The organism is Micromonospora sp. NPDC050417, from assembly GCF_044458865.1.
Classification (GTDB): Bacteria; Actinomycetota; Actinomycetes; order Mycobacteriales; family Micromonosporaceae; genus Micromonospora_G.
Genome location: NZ_JBITIH010000008.1, coordinates 88,782 through 107,410, shown reverse-complemented (window position 1 = coordinate 107,410; position 18,629 = coordinate 88,782). Strand labels below are relative to the sequence as shown.

Annotated in this window: 17 protein-coding genes and 1 pseudogene; 9 read left to right on the top strand and 9 right to left on the bottom strand. The window is 69.6% G+C overall.

Features of this window, described 5'->3' with window-relative positions:
• Nucleotides 1–94 precede the first annotated feature (94 nt).
• The 5 genes from ACIBF5_RS12750 (at nt 95) to ACIBF5_RS12730 (ending at nt 5,847) form a co-directional block, all read left to right on the top strand.
• Nucleotides 95–2,098 carry a M6 family metalloprotease domain-containing protein gene (locus ACIBF5_RS12750; RefSeq protein ID WP_396811018.1) on the top strand — a complete coding sequence of 668 codons (2,004 nt, stop codon included), beginning with the start codon at nt 95–97 and terminating at the stop codon, nt 2,096–2,098.
• Nucleotides 2,099–2,273: 175 nt separating this feature from the next.
• Entirely contained in the window at nt 2,274–2,732 is a 459-nt protein-coding gene (locus ACIBF5_RS12745) for a hypothetical protein (protein WP_396811016.1), read from the top strand.
• Nucleotides 2,729–3,385: a redoxin domain-containing protein gene (locus ACIBF5_RS12740; RefSeq protein ID WP_396811014.1), complete on the top strand. Its 657-nt coding sequence runs from the start codon at nt 2,729–2,731 to the stop codon at nt 3,383–3,385. Before ACIBF5_RS12745 ends, ACIBF5_RS12740 begins: the two co-directional genes overlap by 4 nt.
• 112 nt (nt 3,386–3,497) lie before the next feature.
• Nucleotides 3,498–5,069, top strand: coding sequence for an aldehyde dehydrogenase (NADP(+)) (locus ACIBF5_RS12735; RefSeq protein ID WP_396811012.1), 1,572 nt, complete (start codon nt 3,498–3,500; stop codon nt 5,067–5,069).
• 145 nt (nt 5,070–5,214) lie between these two features.
• Nucleotides 5,215–5,847, top strand: coding sequence for a pyridoxamine 5'-phosphate oxidase family protein (locus ACIBF5_RS12730; RefSeq protein WP_396811010.1), 633 nt, complete (start codon nt 5,215–5,217; stop codon nt 5,845–5,847).
• A 37-nt stretch (nt 5,848–5,884) separates the two neighbouring features.
• On the opposite strand, the gene ACIBF5_RS12725 is transcribed toward ACIBF5_RS12730, so the two are convergent.
• A complete protein-coding gene (locus tag ACIBF5_RS12725; RefSeq protein ID WP_396811009.1) occupies nt 5,885–7,570 on the bottom strand; it encodes a hypothetical protein in 1,686 nt (561 codons plus the stop codon).
• Nucleotides 7,571–7,726: 156 nt separating this feature from the next.
• Here ACIBF5_RS12725 and ACIBF5_RS12720 point away from each other — a divergent pair, with 156 nt between their 5' ends.
• The 3 genes from ACIBF5_RS12720 to ACIBF5_RS12710 all read left to right on the top strand — a co-directional run bounded on the left by ACIBF5_RS12720 (nt 7,727) and on the right by ACIBF5_RS12710 (nt 10,470).
• Nucleotides 7,727–8,797, top strand: a complete 1,071-nt coding sequence (locus ACIBF5_RS12720) for an App1 family protein (protein WP_396811007.1) — start codon at nt 7,727–7,729, stop codon at nt 8,795–8,797.
• Between the two features lie 162 nt (nt 8,798–8,959).
• The gene (locus tag ACIBF5_RS12715) at nt 8,960–9,787 is read left to right on the top strand and encodes a DUF72 domain-containing protein (RefSeq protein ID WP_396811293.1); all 828 of its coding nucleotides are present in this window, start codon (nt 8,960–8,962) and stop codon (nt 9,785–9,787) included.
• A 155-nt stretch (nt 9,788–9,942) separates the two neighbouring features.
• Nucleotides 9,943–10,470, top strand: a complete 528-nt coding sequence (locus tag ACIBF5_RS12710; RefSeq protein ID WP_396811005.1) for an AAA family ATPase — start codon at nt 9,943–9,945, stop codon at nt 10,468–10,470.
• 74 nt (nt 10,471–10,544) lie between these two features.
• On the opposite strand, the gene ACIBF5_RS12705 is transcribed toward ACIBF5_RS12710, so the two are convergent.
• The 7 genes and pseudogenes from ACIBF5_RS12705 to ACIBF5_RS12675 form a co-directional block, all read right to left on the bottom strand.
• Nucleotides 10,545–10,922, bottom strand: coding sequence for a MerR family transcriptional regulator (locus ACIBF5_RS12705; RefSeq protein WP_396811003.1), 378 nt, complete (start codon nt 10,920–10,922; stop codon nt 10,545–10,547).
• A gap of 183 nt (nt 10,923–11,105) precedes the next feature.
• Complete coding sequence (locus tag ACIBF5_RS12700; protein WP_396811001.1) at nt 11,106–11,861, bottom strand: SDR family NAD(P)-dependent oxidoreductase; 756 nt, start codon at nt 11,859–11,861, stop codon at nt 11,106–11,108.
• 280 nt (nt 11,862–12,141) lie between these two features.
• Nucleotides 12,142–12,363 carry a helicase-associated domain-containing protein gene (locus ACIBF5_RS12695; protein WP_396810999.1) on the bottom strand — a complete coding sequence of 74 codons (222 nt, stop codon included), beginning with the start codon at nt 12,361–12,363 and terminating at the stop codon, nt 12,142–12,144.
• A 192-nt stretch (nt 12,364–12,555) separates the two neighbouring features.
• On the bottom strand, nt 12,556–13,005 hold the full coding sequence (locus tag ACIBF5_RS12690; protein ID WP_396810997.1) for a SitI3 family protein: 450 nt from the start codon (nt 13,003–13,005) through the stop codon (nt 12,556–12,558).
• Between the two features lie 156 nt (nt 13,006–13,161).
• A pseudogene (locus ACIBF5_RS12685) lies at nt 13,162–13,440 on the bottom strand (hypothetical protein); the annotation flags it as partial.
• Between the two features lie 44 nt (nt 13,441–13,484).
• Nucleotides 13,485–13,958 carry a ribonuclease HI gene (rnhA, locus tag ACIBF5_RS12680; protein ID WP_396810995.1) on the bottom strand — a complete coding sequence of 158 codons (474 nt, stop codon included), beginning with the start codon at nt 13,956–13,958 and terminating at the stop codon, nt 13,485–13,487.
• A gap of 85 nt (nt 13,959–14,043) precedes the next feature.
• Nucleotides 14,044–15,366: a cation:proton antiporter gene (locus ACIBF5_RS12675; protein ID WP_396810993.1), complete on the bottom strand. Its 1,323-nt coding sequence runs from the start codon at nt 15,364–15,366 to the stop codon at nt 14,044–14,046.
• Between the two features lie 165 nt (nt 15,367–15,531).
• Between ACIBF5_RS12675 and ACIBF5_RS12670 the strand changes: the two genes are divergently transcribed.
• Nucleotides 15,532–16,419 carry an oxidoreductase gene (locus tag ACIBF5_RS12670; protein WP_396810991.1) on the top strand — a complete coding sequence of 296 codons (888 nt, stop codon included), beginning with the start codon at nt 15,532–15,534 and terminating at the stop codon, nt 16,417–16,419.
• A 90-nt stretch (nt 16,420–16,509) separates the two neighbouring features.
• Here ACIBF5_RS12670 and glgB read toward each other — a convergent pair whose 3' ends face one another.
• The gene (glgB, locus tag ACIBF5_RS12665) at nt 16,510–18,618 is read right to left on the bottom strand and encodes a 1,4-alpha-glucan branching protein GlgB (protein ID WP_396811291.1); all 2,109 of its coding nucleotides are present in this window, start codon (nt 18,616–18,618) and stop codon (nt 16,510–16,512) included.
• Nucleotides 18,619–18,629 lie beyond the last annotated feature (11 nt).

The window sequence follows — 18,629 nt, the reverse complement described above, 5'->3', positions numbered from 1 at the left end:
CCGGCCACTTCGGCGCCTCCCGCGTCGAATCCCCGCGACGAAGGGCCACTAGATGCACCTTCAGTTCAAGAAGAGAACGGCACGGCGCTCCATAATGGTCGCTGCGGTCGCGTCCGCGCTGGTCGTCTCCGTGGCGACCGGCCCGGCGTCGGCAGCCCCCGCGAACCCCCAGGGTGGCAACGGTCCGTTCCAGGTGCTGGACCCGCAGCACTGGCAGAACCCGGACACGATGACCTGGGACGACTACAAGGCCGTCCCGAACAAGAACTGGGCCGACCCGAGCGTGCGCGGCTCGGTCCGGAACTTCAAGATCGCGTTGGTCACGCTCGACTACGTCGACCAGCCGTTCGTGGTGACCCAGCGGGCCCGTTCGACGGTCTTCGGCAACCCGCAGGCCACCGCGCAGAACATCCCGCGTGCCCAGGTCCCGCAGTTCTACCAGGACTTCCTGAACACGCCGAACGACCTGAACAAGGGCCACACCCTGCACGAGTACTGGATGCAGGACTCCAACGGCCGGTACGGCGTGGACCTGTCCGGTTTCGGCCCGTACCAGATGCCGGCGAAGTCGTACCAGTACGGCATCACCAACGACATGAACCCGGGCATGTGCCCCGGTGGCGAGACCTGCAACCGGAACATCCGTACCGACGGGTTGGGCGCCTGGCGCGCGGCCGTCGGTGACGCGGTCGCGGACTCCTTCGAACTGGTCTTCATCCTCGGCGCCGGTCAGGACGAGTCGTCGACCTGGCAGGAGTTCGGCCAGATGATGTTCCAGAACAAGGAGGACGTGCCGGACGCGTGGGGGCCGCCGGACCCGGCGATGCCGAACTACGCGCGGACCCGGTACGTCGAGTGGACCTCCTGGAAGTCGGCGGCGACCATCTGGCCGAACGCCGGTGGCGGCTCCTCCACCCAGGCGGAAAGCTCGGGCATGGGCGTGTACGCGCACGAGCTGACGCACCTGCTCAGCATCGGCGACAACTACAACAACCCGTACGGCACTCCGCTGCGCCGGGCGTACACCGGTATCTGGAGCATGATGTCGCGCGGGTCGTTCAACGGCCCGGGTGGTCCGCACACCCGTTGGCAGATCCCGCCGGTGAACGGTGGCTCGATGGGTTCGCTGCACACGGTGCGGGACAAGCTGAAGATCGGGCTGCTCGGTGAGGAGCACGCGCTGCGGCTCTCCCGTGAGGCGCTCTCCTCCTCGGGCCTGGTGGTCGCCGAGATCAAGGCGCGTGCCGTCGACGCCGGCCCGAAGGGTCTGACCGGCGTCAACATCGCGCTGAACAAGGATCTCCAGCCGACCTGCAACACCAACACCGACTCGCTCTGCGACGGTGGCAACTTCAACAACTACACCGTCGAGGTCGTGGACCGGATGGGTGCGGACTCGTTCACCCCGGACAGCGGCGTGCTGATCAGCAAGACCAAGAACGCGGACAGCGCACCGTTCCAGTGGGTCGTCGATGCCAACCCGCAGGACATCGACATGATCGACTTCTACCAGCCGAACGGCACCCCGCAGAAGATCACCATGGGTGACTACCGGCAGCTCTCGGACGCGCTGTTCCACGCCGGCACCAACTCCGGCAGCGAGTACGAGTACGTCGACGAGGCCAACCGGCTGCGTTTCTTCGTGCTCGACATCAAGCGCAACGCCGACGGCATCCTGTCCTACACGGTTGCGATCCAGTCGCTGGACGGGACCGGTGGGCCCAGTGCCCACGGTGTCAACCTCGGCAAGGGCGAGGTGACCAGCGCCGGTGCGCCGACCAAGAAGGGCGTCACCTGCTCGTTCGACCTGACCAACACCGGTAGCTACTCGGCCGGCGGTCAGCAGCACCCTGAGGACGCGAGCGCGTACCTCAAGTCCGATGTCTACCGGCTCTCCACCGAGGTCGCTGGTAAGGGCTGGCGGTCCGACCTGCCGAACGCACTCGCCACCGCGCAGTTCGGCAAGTCCACCACGGTCAAGGTCTCGGTTGCCGCCACCAGCGACGCCGCCGCGACCGGGTTCGTCAAGCTGACCGCCACGTCGGTGAGTGACCCGAGCAAGACCGTCACCAAGCAGTGCCGGGTCGAGAAGTCCTGACCGATCGTCGAGACTGATCACCGGAGCTGATCACCGGACAGGTCGTCGGGTCGGGGTTCGCCGATCCCGACCCGACGACCTGTCCGGCCCGGTCGTTTCCCGACCGGGCACCGCCGCCGTCTCTCCGGCGCCGGCCTTGCGCCGCCGGAAGGACATGGACCACGAGGAGTTGACGATGCGCCGACCGACCAACGGGTACGCCCGCCGGGCGGTCCTGGCACCGCTGCTCGGCGCCCTGCTCGCCGGTGTCGGCCTGACCGGGTGCGCGGACGAGCCCGAGGCGACGTCGCCGATGACGGTCCGGGTGCTGGTACGCGACATCAACATTCGGGAGGAGGGTGTCGACTGCGCTGGCACCGGCCCGTACCTGTTCATCCACAATCGAGCCGCGTACCGGATCCTCGACGGCGACGGCAAGACGCTGACCGACGGCGCACTGCCTCCCGGCACCTCGGTGCGTACCTTCCAGGAGGATCTCGAAGTGGCGCGTATCCCCACCTACTGCGAGTTCGCCATCCCGGTCTCGGTGCCCCCACGGGACCGCTACCGGCTGGTGGTCGACGACCGCGCCCCGATCGACCTTACCGCCAACAACGACGAGGGTCCGGCGCTGGTCGCCGTGGTGCCGTCGTGAGGCGCCCCGATTCCTCGCGCGCCTGGCGTCCGGGCGCTGCCCCGCACTCACCGGCCACCTCGCCGGCACCCCGGCTCGCGGCGGTGCTGGTCGCGGTGGCGATGGCGCTCGGCGCCTGCTCGGCGGGCGCGCCCGAGTCCGCCGAGAAGCCCCCCGCCCCGGTCTCGGCCGGTGGTGCTGCCACCCTGCCCGGTCCGGTGCCGAGTGCGCTGGCACTGCGGCCCGCCCCGACGGACTCACCCGGCGCGCCCGCCTTCACCGGCGCCCTGACCGACGGCACCCCGCTCACCGCCGCCACCCTCTGGGCCGACCGCCCGGTGGTGCTGCTCTTCCTCAGCTCCTGGTGCACCATCTGCGCCGATCGACAGGACGCGCTCAGTGACCTCGCCCGCAGCTACCGGGACCAGGTGGTCTTCGTCGGTGTGGCGAGCGAGGACGAACCCGCCGACCTGGACGCGTACCTGCGGGACCACCGGGTCGAGTTCCCGGTGGTCTTCGACCGCGACCAGACGATCTGGCAGTCGTACGCCGTGCGGGAACCACCCGCCGTCGCCATCGTGGCCAAGGGCGGTGCCCTGCTCCGTGGCTGGCCGGGTGGGATCGACGCGGCGGCGCTCGACGCCCGGCTCCGCGAGTTGGTGATCGCCGGCTGACTCCGCCGGTACGGGTGTCCCGGTCGGCCACGACGCGCCGGCCGACGGATGCGTTGTCGCTGGCGCGGACGCGCCGGCCGACGGGATCGTTGTCGTAGGGGAGAGGATCGCGGTGGAGTTGACCGGTTGTGACCAGGGCATGGACCCGCAGACCGGGGAACCGGTCGGGGCGGCGGTGGCGCACACCCCGGCCGAGCGCGTACGCCGGATCGGGTGGGCGGCGGCCGAGGCCGCCGGCCGGCTCGCGGCACTGCCCCTGACCGAGCGGGCCGGACTGCTGCGCGCCGTCGGTGCCGCGCTGGAGCAGGCCCGCGACGAACTGGTGGCGCTCGCCGGCCGGGAGACCGGCCTCGGCCCGGTGCGGCTCGGCGGCGAACTGACCCGGACCCGGGTCCAGTTGGAGTTCTTCGCCGACGCGGTCGAGGAGGGCGGGCTGTTCGAGGCGGTGGTCGACCCGGCCGACCCGGCGGCGCTGCCGGCACCCCGACCGGACCTGCGGCGGATGCTGGTGCCCCTCGGACCGGTGGCGGTCTTCGCCGCCAGCAACTTCCCGTTCGCGTTCTCCGTCGCCGGGGGTGACACCGCGAGCGCACTCGCCGCCGGCTGCCCGGTCGTGGTCAAGGCCCATCCGGGACACCCGGGGCTCTCCGTACGGACAGCCGAGATCGTGGGCGCGGCGCTGGCCGGTGCCGGTGCGCCGGACGGGTCGTTCGCGGTGCTGTACGGCACGGAGGCCGGCCGGGCACTGGTCACCCACCCGGCGATCAAGGCGGTCGGTTTCACCGGATCGGAGGCCGGCGGCAAAGCCCTGCTCGACCTCGCGAACACCCGACCCGACCCGATTCCGTTCTACGGCGAACTCGGCTCGCTGAACCCGACCGTGGTGACGTCGGCCGCGATCACCTCCCGGGGGGCCGAGATCGCCGCCGGTTTCGTCGCCTCCTTCACCCTGGGAGCCGGCCAGTTCTGCACCAAACCCGGGCTGCTCTTCCTGCCGGTGGGACACGGACTGACCCCGGCACTGGTCGACGCGGTCCGGGCCGTGCCGGTCGGACCGCTGCTCAACGCCCGGATCCGGGACGGCTACACGGAGATCTCCGCCGCCCTGGCGGAGGTTGCGGGCGTACGGACACTCACGCCCGTGGAGCAGCCGGAGCGGGAGCAGGCCGGCTACCGGGTGCCGGCGCGGCTGTTCGCGGTCTCCGTACCCGATCTGCTGGCCCGGCCCGGGGAGTTGCTGGCGGAATGCTTCGGCCCGGCGGCGCTGGTGGTGGAGTACGCCGACCAGGCGGAGTTGGTCGCGGCCCTGTCGATCCTGCCCGGCACGTTGACCGCGAGCGTGCACGCCGACGTCCCCAGCGACGAGGGGTTCGCCGCCCAGTTGATCGACCTCTGCGTGGCCCGGGCCGGACGGGTGATCTGGAACGGTTGGCCGACCGGGGTGGCCGTCACCTGGGCCATGCAGCATGGCGGCCCGTGGCCGGCGACGACCGGCTCGCTGCACACCTCGGTCGGTCAGACCGCCGCCCGGCGGTTCCTCCGTCCCGTCGCCTACCAGGGGGTTCCTCAGGAGTTCCTGCCGCCGGCACTGCGCGACGGCAACCCGCTCGGCATCGTCCGCCGCCTCGACGGGGTACTCGGTGTCGACGGCCCGACGTACGTCGATCGGCCGGTAACGGGGTGACCCCGTCTGGCGCCCCTGGCTAGGGTGGATCCGACAGGCCGGGTGCGACCACGGCGACGAGGCCGGGCGCGACGACGGTGCTGGGCTCGCCGGACGACGGCGATGGCGTGGCCGGGACGACGGGCCGGCCGGACGGGGAGGACCGATGACGGACGACAATGGACTGGTCGAGGTGACCTCACACGACGAGCTGCGCGAGCTGCTCGGCGAGCCGCTGCGACGGGTGGCGGAGAAGGCCCGCGGCTTTCTGCACGACTACGACCGGCAGTGGCTCGCCGCGTCTCCGTTCTGTCTGATGGCGACCGCCGGTGCGGACGGCAGTTGCGATGTCTCGCCCAAGGGCGACCCGGCCGGCTTCACCCTGGTCCTGGACGACCGGACGATCGTGATCCCGGACCGGCTGGGCAACCGGCGCGCCGACGGCTTCCACAACGTGCTCGACAACCCGCACGTCGGTCTGGTCTACCTGATTCCCGGCCGGGGCGACACGCTGCGGATCAACGGGCGGGCCCGGTTGGTCCGCGACGCCCCGTTCTTCCCCCGGCTCGCGGTCAAGGGACGAGTGCCGACCCTGGCCCTGGTGGTGGAGATCGACGAGATCTTCTACCACTGCTCGAAGGCGTTCCTCCGATCCGACCTCTGGAAGCCGGAGAACTGGCAGCCGGAGACGGTGCCCTCCCGGGCCCGGATCGCCCAGGCACTCGAACAGCCCAACGAATCGATCGAGGAGTTGGAGCGTTACTACGGCCCGACGTACGCCGAGCGACTCTACGGCTGATCGGCGGTCGCTGCCGGGCCGCGCCCGCTCTGCGTGGTCACGGCAGCGGTCGTAGGGTGGCCGAGGGCTGGTAGATCCGGTACTCGCCGAACTCGATCGTGCGTGCGGTGACGCCCCGGTCCCGCAGCAGGTTCCGGAAGGCCAGGTTCGCCGGTTCGTGCAGGGTGAAGACAAACGCGGGCCGGTCGGCCGCGTTCACCTGCCGGGGATAGGCAGGGTAGCGGTCCTGGCCGGGGCGGAGGCTGTCGCCGAGTACGGCACAGAGCACCCGTTCCCGGCTGTTGAAGATCAGCCGGTTGCAGGTCCAGTAGTCGGCGTAGACGTGCCTGATTCCCGCCTGGCGGAGCACGGTGGCGAGTTGCTGGGACTGTCGCTCCTCGGCCCGGATGGTCGGCACCTCGGTGATCAGGTCGACCGTGGTGTAGACCATCGTCGCCAGCAGCGCGGTGATCACCCCACCCGCCACCACCCCACCGGCCCGCACCACCACCCCCCTGCGGTGAGGAAGGGCCCCTTGTACAACGGAATCCGATAACAAGGGGCCCTTCCTTACCACCTGGCGGGCGGCTAGCCAGAGGGGCCAGAGGACGGCGGGCAGGGAGATCTGGAGGATCGACAGGTAGCGGGCGCTGGCCAGGGGGGCGCTGGCGGCGAGCGAACTGCGGGCGTACCCGGCCAGGGTCAGCGCGGCACCGGCGAGCAGGGCGAGTTGGGCCACGTACCGCATCCGGCGGCCGACCGGCGACGACCGTGCGCCGTGCTGGCCCGGAGCGGGGCGGCGCAGGCCCGCCACCGCCAGCACCGCTGCGGTCAACAGGAGTACGGGGTAGAGCGCTCCCCAGGCCATCTGCCAGCCGGTGCAGTACGTCGACAGGCAGATCCCGGTGGCGAGCGGGATGCCGACCAGCACACTGCCGTGCAGTTGGTCGACGGCCGAGGTCTGCCCGCCCTCGCCCGCACTGACCTGGGACAGTACGGAGAGTGAGTCCTGCCCCGGCGGCGCGGTGAGGTTGTCCACGATCAGCGGCAGTACGCCGAGGACGAAGCCGCCGATCAGCAGCAGTCCCGGCCAGCCGAACACTTCCCGGGCGCAACCGACCAGCAGCACGATCGCGGCCACCGCCAGGTACGGCAGGATCAGCCAGTCGTCCCAGACGCAGAGCCCGGTGAGGAGCCCGAACGCGCCGAAGCTGAGCCAGCGGCGGCGGCTGATCCGGTGCTCGCCGAGGGCCAGCGCGATGAGCAGGAGCAGGGCGACCGCCGGTTTGACCTCGGGGCGTCCGCCGACCGCGGTCATCTGGTCCCGTACGACCCGTTCGGAGCCGAGCGCGAGGAACCCGACGACCAGGGTGGCCAGCCACGGCGAGTAGAGCCGGCGGGTGAGTCGGTACATCAGGTAGACGAAGGCGGCGTAGAGCAGGAGCAGGGGGAGGCGGAGCAGTACCCAGTTCGGCTCGAAGGCGGCGAAGAGTGGCGCGGCGAGGTACGACTCCACGACGCCCATGTAGTGCTGGCCGTAGAGGAAGATCGGCCATTCCTGGCCGGTGGCGATATGTGCCGCCGCGAGCCCGAAGGTGGCCTCGTCACTGTTCGAGCCGGGGACGGTGAGCAGGAGCAGGACCAGCCGGTAGCCGATCCCGACCAGTCCGAGTACGAGCGCCACCAGGCCCGGTGGATCGAGCCGTCGGCGCCGCCGACCGGTCTGCTCCGCTGCCACTGACACGACCAACGCCCCCGTCGTCGTCCCGCAGGCAGTGTCGCACGACTAAACAGGCGAAAGTGGTTCATCTTGGCAAAGCGGGCACGCGACGACGATTTTTGATCATCGGGGACGGGCACTCCCGTGGCCGCCGGGAGCGGTCTGTGGCAGGGTGTCAGGGTGTCGCTCGTACCCGCCCGAACGTCGGCTGTAGCCCGCCGCCCGCACCGTGCGGCCCGGGTCGAGGACGCCATTCACGAGGTCGTCGCACGCCGACTCCGGCAGCGGGGCTGGCCGCCCACCATCGTCGCCTACGCCGGCTACGGAGGTCCAGGTTGGGTCCGGGTGATGGGACGCATGCTGCTCACCCGGGTCGATCCGCGTGAGACCCGACGGGCGGAAAAGGTACGCGGCTGGCGCAGTTTCGTCACCCTGCCGGTGAAGGACGCCCCGGTGCTCATCGAGGCTGGCGGCGGCCGGCACGAGGCGCGTACCGACCGGAGCGGATTCATCGACGCCGTCATCGAGGCCGACCTGCCGCCCGGCTGGGGCACGGCCCGGATGACCAGCCCCGGGGCGGAACCGGTTGAGGCCCCGGTGCGCGTTGTCGACCCGGAAGCCCGGTTCGGCATCCTCTCCGACATCGACGACACGGTCATGGTCACCGCCCTGCCCCGGCCCATGCTCGCCGCCTGGAACACCTTCGTCCTCGACGAGCACGCCCGGATGGCCGTACCCGGCATGGCGGTGCTCTACGAGCGGCTGGTGACCGCGCACCCCGGCGCCCCGGTCTTCTACCTCTCCACCGGCGCCTGGAACGTGGCACCGACCCTCACCCGGTTCCTCTCGCGGCACCTCTACCCGGCCGGCCCGCTGCTGCTGACCCAGTGGGGGCCGACCGTCGACCGTTGGTTCCGCAGCGGCCGGGAGCACAAGCGGGCCACGCTCGCCCAGTTGGCCCGTGAGTTCCCGAAGGTCCGCTGGCTGCTGGTCGGTGACGACGGCCAGCACGACCAGGAGATCTACGCCGAGTTCGCCGCCGCCCACCCCGAGAACGTGGCCGCCGTGGCGATCCGCCGGCTCTCCCCGACCCAGTCGGTGCTCGCCGGTGGACTGCCCGGACACCACAACGGCGACCCACGCGCCTCCGGCCTGGCAGGTCAGCCCTGGCTCTACGCACCCGACGGCGCCGGCCTCTGGCGTCTGCTGCGGGACACCGAGCTGACCGAGGGCGCGGCGGGCACGCCGTAACCCCGGATGGCACTTCGTATTTCTTCACCCCGGCCCGCTCTGCCTGGACCCATTCACCAGCGCCGCCACCTCACCCGTTGATACGGAACCGGGGCAACTACGCTGCCCGGGGCGGTGTGTGGCGGGAGGGATCGGGGCATGCGTCTTCATGTGGGGTGCGCGATGTGGGCGCACAAGTCGTGGCAGGGGCGCGTCTCCGTGCACCCGTTGCCCGCTCAGGAGCGCCTGCGTTACTACGCCGCCTGGTGCGACGCGGTCGAGGGGAACACCACGTTCTACGCGACTCCGACCAGGGAGACCGTGGCATCCTGGACGCAGCAGACCGGCCCCGATTTCCGGTTCGTGCTGAAACTCCCCAAACCCATCACGCACGAACGCCGTCTCACCGACGTCGACGAACCGCTGCGCGTCTTCCTGGACGCGATCGAACCACTCGGACCACGGGCGCATGCCCTCTGGATCCAGTTGCCGGGATCGTTCGCTCCCGCTGACGTTCCCGTCCTCGCGCGTTTTCTGCGCCGGCTTCCGAGCAACCACCGGTACGCCGTGGAGGTCCGCCACCCCGCGTTCTTCGACGACCCGCGCTCGGCGTCGCTCCTCGAAGGAGTGCTCAACGGCGCGGGCGCCGAATGGATCCCGTTCGACACCACCGCGTTCTTCCGCACCCCGCCGACCAGCGACGCGGAACGGGACGCGTGGACCAAGAAGCCGAGGATGCCGCTCCGGTCGCTCGCGTTGACCGATCGGCCGATCGTCCGGTACCTCGGCCGCGACGCCCACGAGCAGACGATCGAGGGCTGGCAGCACTGGGTCGACGTGATCGCAGGGTGGCTGCGTGAGGGCCGCTCACCGACCATGTTCGTGCACACGCCGGACAACGCCGACGCGCCCATGCTCGCCCGCCGTTTTCACCACGAGGTACGAGCCCGCGTGCCTGAACTGGAGGCACTGCCCGAGCCGCTACCGGTCGAGCCCCTGACCCTCTTCTGAGCGCCGAGGGCAGATCGACCCGGGAGTCCCTATCCTGAGTGATCCACGTCCGACCCATTGCTGACGAGCCGAAGAATTCGGCGCCAGCCGCGCCGCCGCCAACGACAAGCTGGCCGTGCCCGTTTCCCTGGCCGGCGGCGCTAGCATCGGGTCTCATGATCGTATGGATCAATGGCACCCACGGTGTAGGCAAGACGACGACCAGCGCACTCGTGCGGCAACTGATCCCGGACTCGCGGGTGTTCGACGCCGAGAAGGTCGGCGAGACACTCATGGACATCACGCCGGGGCTGCCCGAGACGGACAACTTCCAGCACTGGCCGCCGTGGCGGCAGCTCGTCGTCGAAACCGCCCGCAGCGTGCTCGACTACACCGGCGGCGTTCTGGTGATGCCCATGACTGTCCTGGTCGAGGAGTACTGGCGCGAGATCAGCGTGGGCCTCGCCCAACACGCCATCCCGGTGCGGCACTTCGTCCTCCACGCCGACCAGGACACCCTCCGCAGGCGTATCGAGGGGGAACACCCCGTCCCCTCACCGTTCCGCCTCACATACCTCGATCCGTACGCGGAGGCGGCCCGCACGTGGCTACACGCCGAGGCCGAAGTCATCGACACCACGTACCTCACGCCTGCCCAGGCCGCCCGACAGATCGCAGAGGCGGTCAAGAGTCGAGCCCTCTGACCTGGTGGCGACAGCCCGATGGGATGAACCGCCGGCCGTTTCCATCGCGCATGACGGACCTCAGTGCGGGGCGTTCATGTCGTGGCCCCGGCCTCCTCCCAGGCGCTCAGGTAGTTCCTGATCGCTTGGCGGTTGCGTTGCAGCACGTCGATGCGTCGTTCGATGCTGGCGAGTTGACGTCGCAGCCCGTCGAGGTCCTTCACGGTCGGACAATGGCGGGTACCGGGGTTGTCCGTCTCGCTGTCCAAGCACGGCAGAACCTCACGGATCATCTCTGTCGTCAGGCCGGCTTCGAGAAGCTCGCGAATTTGCAGCACCCGTTCGATGGCCGGCTCCCCGTACGACCGATAGCCGTTGCTCGACCGGAACGGGTGCAGGATTCCGACCTGCTCGTAGTAGCGCAGCAGCCGAGTGGCGACACCCGTCCTCGCCGCCAGGTCTCCGATCTTCATCAACGCCCCACCTGCCCTCTTGTGGTCCGGGACGACGACGTCCCCGTCTCCGCTTGACCTTGACATCAACGGCAAGTTTACGTTTCCCAGCCCGTCGCCAGCATCGGCGGCGGCGAAGCTCCGGTGCCGTCGACCGTTGTCTCTGGCACCGGAGCTTCGTACGCTGCGAGTGTCGCTGTCGGGTCAGATGCTGAATCCGCCGTCAACGGTCAACAGCGAGCCCGTAATGAACGCGGCCTTGTCGCTGGCGAAGAAGGCGACCGCCTTGGCGACGTCGTCGGTGGTGCCGAAACGCCCGAGGGGCGTCATGGCCACCTGAACGGCCCCGTTCGGCCCGTCCGCCGGGTTCATGTCCGTGTCGACCGCCCCGGGCTGTACGACATTGACGGTGATGCCGCGCGGACCAAAGTCGCGCGCCCATCCGCGACCGAGCTGGTCGATCGCTGCCTTGCTCGCCGCGTATTCGGCAACGCCAGGGCTGGGAATGCGGTGGGCGAGGATGCTTCCCACCAGGATGACGCGCCCGCCATCCGGCAGATACCGCGACGCGGAATGCGTGGTGACGATGGTTCCCAACACATTCGTGGCCATCATCCGCTGGACCCCGTCGAGCAGTTCCAGGTCCAACTGGTCGACGGTGCCCATGACGGCGACTCCGGCGGAGTTCACCAGGATGTCGATCTGGCCGCCCAGGAACTCGGCAGCCTGCTCGACCGCGGTCGACGCCTCGTGTGGAACGGACTGGTCCGCCTGCACAGCGAACGCCTTCGCCCCAAGAGCAGCCAAGTCGGCGACAACCTCTTCCGCCTGCTCGCGTGACTTCCGGTAGGTGATCACGACACTTGCACCTTCACGTGCCAGTTCACGGGCAATCCCGGCACCGATACCCCGCGACCCTCCGGTCACGAGCGCAGTCCGGCCTTCCAGGGCGTTGGACACGGTGATCTCCTTAGTTCGGCTGGTTTCACTTACTCAGCCGAAGCTAAAGATTGACATTAGTGTCAAGGTCCACCCCGACAGGCGTGATAGTCGTCACTCAACCGTCAGCGCTCTAGATCGGCATCGGCTGCCTCTGGAGCGGGGCAAGGCGGCACTTCGAACGTGGGTCCTGGGTCTTGGGGTTCGCGGCATCGGTGGCAGGAGAGTGCGACCGTACCCCGATCGGATGCGGCGTCGCGAAGCCCACTCGGTGAGCGAGCCGATCCACGACCATGCATGGTCATCCCACTTGGTGGCGTCGCTGACGTGGGCGTACTTTCGCGCTGAGGGGCACGGTCGGAGCGAGCTGGACCAGTTGCAGGGCTTGCAGTGAGTGGGTGTTGAGGAGCCCGGTCAGCAGGGTTTCGTCGCCGCGGCACCGGCAGTAGCCGGCCCGGCGTACCTGTACGCGGCCGTACCGGTGGGCTACGTCGTTAATCAGGTAGGTGAGTGTCTGCGGCATGAGCCACCTTCGGCCACCTCGGTGCCGTTGATCAACGCCCGAAGCTCGGCCCGCTCGTCGACGTCAGCTCCACGCGACAAAGCCAACTACAACCAACTTCAAGTCAAGACAACAGGACCACGAGACACTAGGACCCGGGATGAACCCCAGCACCCCGACGAGCATGATGCGGGACCTCTGGCATTCAAGGGCCTAAACCACGCCGGCGAGGATCCTGTCGTACTCGTCGTCGTACCACTCGGTCAGGTTGTGCTTGCGGAGCACACCGCTGAACCTGGTCAACAGCAGCCAGTTGCCGTTCATCACCAGGACGGCGTCTTCCGTGCGATCAGCCAGTACTCGGGCCACCGTGGTCAGCATGTTGGGAATGCCCTTGTCGCTGAGGGTGTCCTTGTCCATGCGGAAGTCAATGTCGACGTAGGCATCCGGCTCCCACACCCATTGCGAGCCGTCGTCCTCGGCATCGTAGTAACCGCCGCTCCCGGCAGTGACATCGACGACGTAGCCGCGCTCGTCGAGGGCGGAGGTGAGCATTCGCTTGCCGCTCTTTGTCAGCCGCTCGGTGGCGTCGGGAGCGGCCAGCCGCGCCACGTCCTCCAGCGGGATGTCACCTGCCAGGGTCAGTCGGTACTCGATAGCCACGCGTCGCCTTCCCTTAGTCTCGCTTGACGATCTGAACGATCGCACCGCCACGTGTTACCGCCACCAGCTCCTTCAACCCGGGTACGGGCCAGTCGGCGAACTGCCTCTGCAGTTCGCCGAGATTCCCGCGCCAGTCTCCGAGGTTCAAAGCCACTCGGCGATCGCCGCTTCAGGCGATGCCTCCTGGGGAACGGCCGCGCTTACTTTCGTCGCCTCACCGATCGCGCCAGCAAGCCCACCCAGACCGCCCTGTATCTCGCCAAGCGCCTGCCTTACCCGGGCCATGCCCGCCGCAACGGCGGCGAATCCAGCGCCAGCGGCACGTTGGGTGATTTCCTGCGCCTGCGCGTCAGCCCTAGCGGCCTGAGCTCGCGCCTGCTCGACACCGGTCATCAACGCCCGCAACTGAACCGTAATTTCTTCGACGCGCGACACGCGGCTCCCTTAACGCAAGGTAGTGATGGGCATGTGGGCTGCGGTCAGCGGTTCGACATCGCGCTTCGGGCGTCGGTCACACCACGGTTGGCGAGGGCGTCGGCGCGTTCGTTGCCGGGGTCGCCGTTGTGCCCCTTGACCCAGAGCCACTCCACCTGGTGCGCCTTGACCGCCTGTTCCAGCCGCTGCCACAGGTCGGCGTTCTTGACCGGCTGCTTCGCCGACGTCTGCCACCCGTTGCGCTTCCAGTTCGCCATCCAGCTCGTGATGCCGCTGCGGACGTACGTGCTGTCGGTGTGGAGGCGTACGACCACCGGGCGGGTGAGACTCTCCAGGGCCTGGATGGCGGCCATCAGCTCCATCCGGTTGTTGGTGGTCGGTGTCGGCTCGCCGCCGTACAGCTCCCGCTCGTGTTCGCCGTAGCGCAGCACGGCACCCCAGCCGCCCGGCCCGGGGTTACCGCTGCACGCGCCGTCGGTGTAGATGGTCACGACCTTGTCGGCCGGCTGGTCCGTCATGCCGGCAATCTACCGGTCCGGACAACCCAGGCTTCCGACCCGCCACGCCAGGACCCGCCACGCCAGGAACCGCCACGTCGACTGTCTACCCCACCGCCGTGCCGGTAGGCGCCGAATCCCGCGCAGGGTCGCGTGCCGGTTCCCCTTCCGTCGCGTTGGACGTACGCTCGTCGTCGCGGTCGAGCAGGCGCATGACCGGGGTCGCGGCGATGCCGTGCAGCACCACCGAGACGATCACTACCAGGGCGACCGTCGCCCAGACCAGGTCGAGCTGGGGGATGTCGGCGTGCCCGGTGGCGTACGCGAGGTAGTAGAACGAGCCGACGCCCCGGATGCCGAAGAACGCGATCACCCAGTGCTCGGCGGGACGCCCCGGTGCCCCGCGCAGCGACAGCCAGCCGACGACCGGCCGGATCACGAAGACCAGGGCCAGCCCGGCGAGGGCGGCGGGCCAGGTCAGCGGGGCGAGCAGCCCGTCGACCACGGCGCCGCCGAGGAAGAGCAGCAGCAGTACGGTGAGCAGCCGTTCGATCTGCTCGGCGAAGTCGTGTAGGACTCCGTGGAACTCGTGTGTCCGTTCCGCCGCCCGGATCGCCCGCGCGGCGAAGAAGACGGCGAGGAAGCCGTACCCGCCGATCACCTCGATCAGCCCGTACGCGAGGAAGGTGGCGGCGATGGCGACGAATCCCTCGGCGTGCCGGGCGAGTCGCAGGTGTGACGGGGCGCGGAAGAAGAGTTTGCCGAGCAGCCAGCCGACGAGCAGCCCGCCCCCGATCCCGACGCCGATCTTGTAGGCGACGTCGACGGTGAGCCACCGGGTGAGCCAGTCGACCGGGCCGAGGCTGGTGGCGACGCCCGTGGTGGCGATGGCCATCGCGGCGTACACGAAGGGGAAGGCGAGCCCGTCGTTGAGTCCGGCTTCCGAGGTGAGCGCGAACCGTACCTCGTCTTCGTTGTCCTCGACGGCGGTTGGCTCACCCACCTGTACGTCGGCGGCGAGCACCGGATCGGTCGGTGCCAGCGCGGCGGCGAGCAGTAGCGCGGCGGCCGGCACCAGCCCCGCCCACCACCAGCCGAGCAGGGCGACGCCGGCGATGCAGAGTGGCATGCCGATCGCCAGCAGCCGCCAGGTCGAGGACCAGCGTCGCCAGCCGACCCTTCGGTCGATTTTCAGCCCGGCGCCCATCAGGGCGACGATCACACCGATCTCGGTGAGGTGGGTGGTCAACTGTGGGTGGGCGAGCGGATCGGGGCTGGGTAGTCCGGTCGGCAGCAGGAAGACCAGCATGCCGAGCCCGAGGAAGGCGATGGGCATGGACAGCGGCCGGTGTTCCAGCATCCGGGGCAGGACACCGGCGAGCAGCGCGCCGAGTCCGACGAGTGTGAACGCCACGTCGATCGGCTCCACGCCACCACCCTCTCCTGGCCGCCCCGGATCGGGCAGGTGGTGGTTAGCCTTTCCCCGCCCCGGGTTCGTCCACGCCTGTTCGTGCCGAAGAACGTGAATCGGAGGGGGTTCTCCAGTTCTGAGGACGAGACGTGGGGACGCAACGCGTACGGAAGTATTTCGACCATGGCAAAGACCTGGCTGGTCACCGGCAGTTCCCGGGGTCTGGGGTGGGAACTGGGGCGTGCGGTGCTCGCCAACGGTGACAACCTCGTCGCCACCGCCCGCCGGCCCGAGCAACTGGACACACTCGTACGCGACCACGGCGACCAGGTTCGCGCGGTCGCGCTCGACGTGACCGACCCGGCCGCTGCCCGCGTCGCCGTCCAGGTCGCCCTGGACACGTTCGGCGGGCTCGACGTGGTGGCGAACAACGCCGGTTACGCCAACAGCGGGCCGATCGAGGAGACCTCGGACGACGACTTCCGCGAGCAGGTCGAGACGAACCTGTTCGGCGTCGTCAACGTCACCAAGGCGGCGCTACCGGTGCTGCGCCGTCAGGGCTCCGGGCACTTCCTCCAGTTCTCCTCGATTGGCGGGCGGGTCGGCGGCACCCCCGGTCTGGGTGCGTACCAGACCGCGAAGTTCGGCGTCGAGGGCTTCTCCGAGGTGCTGCACAACGAGGTGCGACCGCTCGGCATCAGGGTGACCATCATCGAGCCGGGGGCGTTCCGGACCGACTGGGGCGGCTCCTCGATGCGGATCGCCGAGGTCGGCCCGGACTACCAGGAGACCGTCGGGCGGATCCACGCGTACCGCCGCGAGGTGGAGGGGCAGCAGCCGGGTGACCCGGCCCGGGCGGCGCAGGTCATCGTCGGCATCGTCGGACTGCCGGACCCGCCGCTGCGGCTGCTGCTCGGCTCCGACGCCGTGCGCCTGGCCGAGGAGTCGTCGCTGTCGCGGGCACAGGAAGCCTCCCACTGGGCCGAGGTGAGCCGCGCCACCGACTTCGAGAGCCGGGCCGAACTCGATCAGTCGGCGATCGCCGCCCTGGTCACCCCGACGATCACCTGACACCTCCGGACCGGCGCGCCCGCCGAGGCGGTGACGGCGGAGCCGGGTCGATCGGCACGGCGGCGGCAGGAGCCGGGTCAGCGGGCCGGGTCAGCGGGTCGGGCGGAGCCAGAGCACACCGAGCGGTGGGAGGCGGAGCGTGGCCGAGGCGGGCTGACCGTGCCACGGCACCGGCTCGGCGCGTACCGAGCCCAGGTTGCCGACCCCGGAACCCCCGTACGTCTGCGCGTCGGTGTTGACCACCTCCCGCCACACGCCCGCCACCGGCATGCCGAGCCGGTACACCTCGTGCGGTACGGCGGAGAAGTTCGCCACGCAGACCAGGGGAGAGCCGTCGGCGGCGATCCGGATGAACGCGACCGTGTTGTTGCCGGCGTCGTTGCCGACGATCCAGCGGAACCCGTCCGGGGTGGTGTCCTGGCTCCACAGCGCCGGATGGGCCCGGTAGTTCGCGTTCAGATCCCGGACCAACCGTTGCACCCCGGCCCGCGCCGGGTCGTGGCCCAGGTTCCAGTCCAGCCCCCGGTCGACGTTCCATTCCTGGTCGTCGGCGAGTTCGCTGCCCATGAAGAGCAGTTGCTTGCCCGGGTGCGCCCACATGTACGCCAGCAGCGCCCGGGTGTTGGCCAGCCGCTGCCACGTGTCGCCCGGCATCTTGCCGGCGAGTGAGCCCTTGCCGTGCACCACCTCGTCGTGGCTGATCGGCAGCAGGTAGTTCTCGCTCCACGCGTAGACCAGGGAGAAGGTCAGCTCGTTGTGGTGCCACTGCCGGTGGATCGGCTCCTTGGCCAGGTAGTTCAGGGTGTCGTGCATCCAGCCCATGTTCCATTTGAAGCCGAAACCGAGCCCGCCACCGTGGGTCGGCTGGGTCACGCCGGGCCAGGCGGTGGACTCTTCGGCGATCATCACCACCCCGGGGTGCTCCCGGTAGACGGTCGCGTTCGTCTCCTGGAGGAAGCCGATCGCCTCCAGGTTCTCCCGGCCGCCGTACTGGTTCGGCAGCCACTGCCCGTCCTCGCGGGAGTAGTCCAGGTAGAGCATCGAGGCGACCGCGTCCACCCGCAGCCCGTCGACGTGGAACTCGGCGCACCAGTAGAGCGCGTTCGCGACCAGGAAGTTGCGCACCTCGCGGCGGCCGAAGTCGAAGACGTACGTGCCCCAGTCCGGGTGCTCGCCGCGCCGCGGGTCGGGGTGCTCGTAGAGGGGGGTGCCGTCGAACCGGGCCAGTGCCCACTCGTCCTTGGGGAAGTGCGCCGGTACCCAGTCGAGCAGGACGCCGACGCCGGCGGCGTGCAGCCGGTCGATCAGGTGGCGGAACTCGTCGGGCGTACCGAACCGGGAGGTCGGGGCGTAGTAGCCGGTGACCTGGTAGCCCCAGGAGCCGCCGAACGGGTGTTCGGCTACGGGCATGAACTCCACGTGGGTGAAGCCCAGGTCGACCACGTACGCGGTGAGCTGTTCGGCCAGTTCCCGGTAGCCGAGACCGGGCCGCCACGAGCCGAGGTGCACCTCGTACACGCTCATCGGCTCCTGGTGCGGGTGCCGCCGTGCCCGCTGGGCGAGCCAGTCGTCGTCGGACCACTGGTAACCGGACTGGTAGATCACCGAGGCGGTCCGGGGCGGTACCTCGGTGTGCGCGGCCATCGGGTCGGCCTTGTCCCGCCAGATCCCGTCCCGGCCGAGGATCCGGTACTTGTACGTCTGGCCGGGGCGGGCCTCCGGGACCACGATCTCCCAGACACCGCTGTTGCCCAGCGAGCGCATCGGCCAGCCCTCGTGGGCACCCCAGCCGGTGAATTCGCCGACCACCCGAACGCCCCGGGCGTTCGGGGCCCAGACGGCGAAGGAAACCCCGCCGTCGTCGCGGGGGTGGGCGCCGAGTGCGGTCCAGAGCCGTTCGTGGCGGCCCTCGCCGATCAGGTGCAGGTCCATCTCGCCCAGGCTCGGCGGGAAGCGGTACGGGTCGTCGAGGATCTTGCCGTCCACCTCGACCCGGTAGTCGAGCACGGTGCCGGGCACGGTCGCCTCGAAGACGCCCTCGTCGTGGATCCGGCGCGTCGGATGCCGGTCGTCGCCGACCAGGACGGTGACCTGCTGGGCGCCCCGGCGCCAGGTGCGGATCAGGGTCTGCCCGTCGCGCGGGTGTGCACCGAGGACGGCGTGCGGGTCGTACGCCACACCGGAGATCAACGAGTCCAGGGTTCCATCCA

Excerpts from the sequence above, each read along its gene's own strand:
- rnhA (WP_396810995.1), bottom strand. The coding sequence starts at position 13,958 with ATGACGGACCAGCCGGCCGACAAGGTCGTGACCATCTACACCGACGGC.
- ACIBF5_RS12670 (WP_396810991.1), top strand. The coding sequence starts at position 15,532 with ATGGCAAAGACCTGGCTGGTCACCGGCAGTTCCCGGGGTCTGGGGTGG.
- ACIBF5_RS12750 (WP_396811018.1), top strand. The coding sequence starts at position 95 with ATGGTCGCTGCGGTCGCGTCCGCGCTGGTCGTCTCCGTGGCGACCGGC.
- ACIBF5_RS12730 (WP_396811010.1), top strand. The coding sequence starts at position 5,215 with ATGACGGACGACAATGGACTGGTCGAGGTGACCTCACACGACGAGCTG.
- ACIBF5_RS12745 (WP_396811016.1), top strand. The coding sequence starts at position 2,274 with ATGCGCCGACCGACCAACGGGTACGCCCGCCGGGCGGTCCTGGCACCG.
- ACIBF5_RS12705 (WP_396811003.1), bottom strand. The coding sequence starts at position 10,922 with ATGAAGATCGGAGACCTGGCGGCGAGGACGGGTGTCGCCACTCGGCTG.
- ACIBF5_RS12710 (WP_396811005.1), top strand. The coding sequence starts at position 9,943 with ATGATCGTATGGATCAATGGCACCCACGGTGTAGGCAAGACGACGACC.
- ACIBF5_RS12715 (WP_396811293.1), top strand. The coding sequence starts at position 8,960 with ATGTGGGCGCACAAGTCGTGGCAGGGGCGCGTCTCCGTGCACCCGTTG.
- ACIBF5_RS12695 (WP_396810999.1), bottom strand. The coding sequence starts at position 12,363 with ATGCCGCAGACACTCACCTACCTGATTAACGACGTAGCCCACCGGTAC.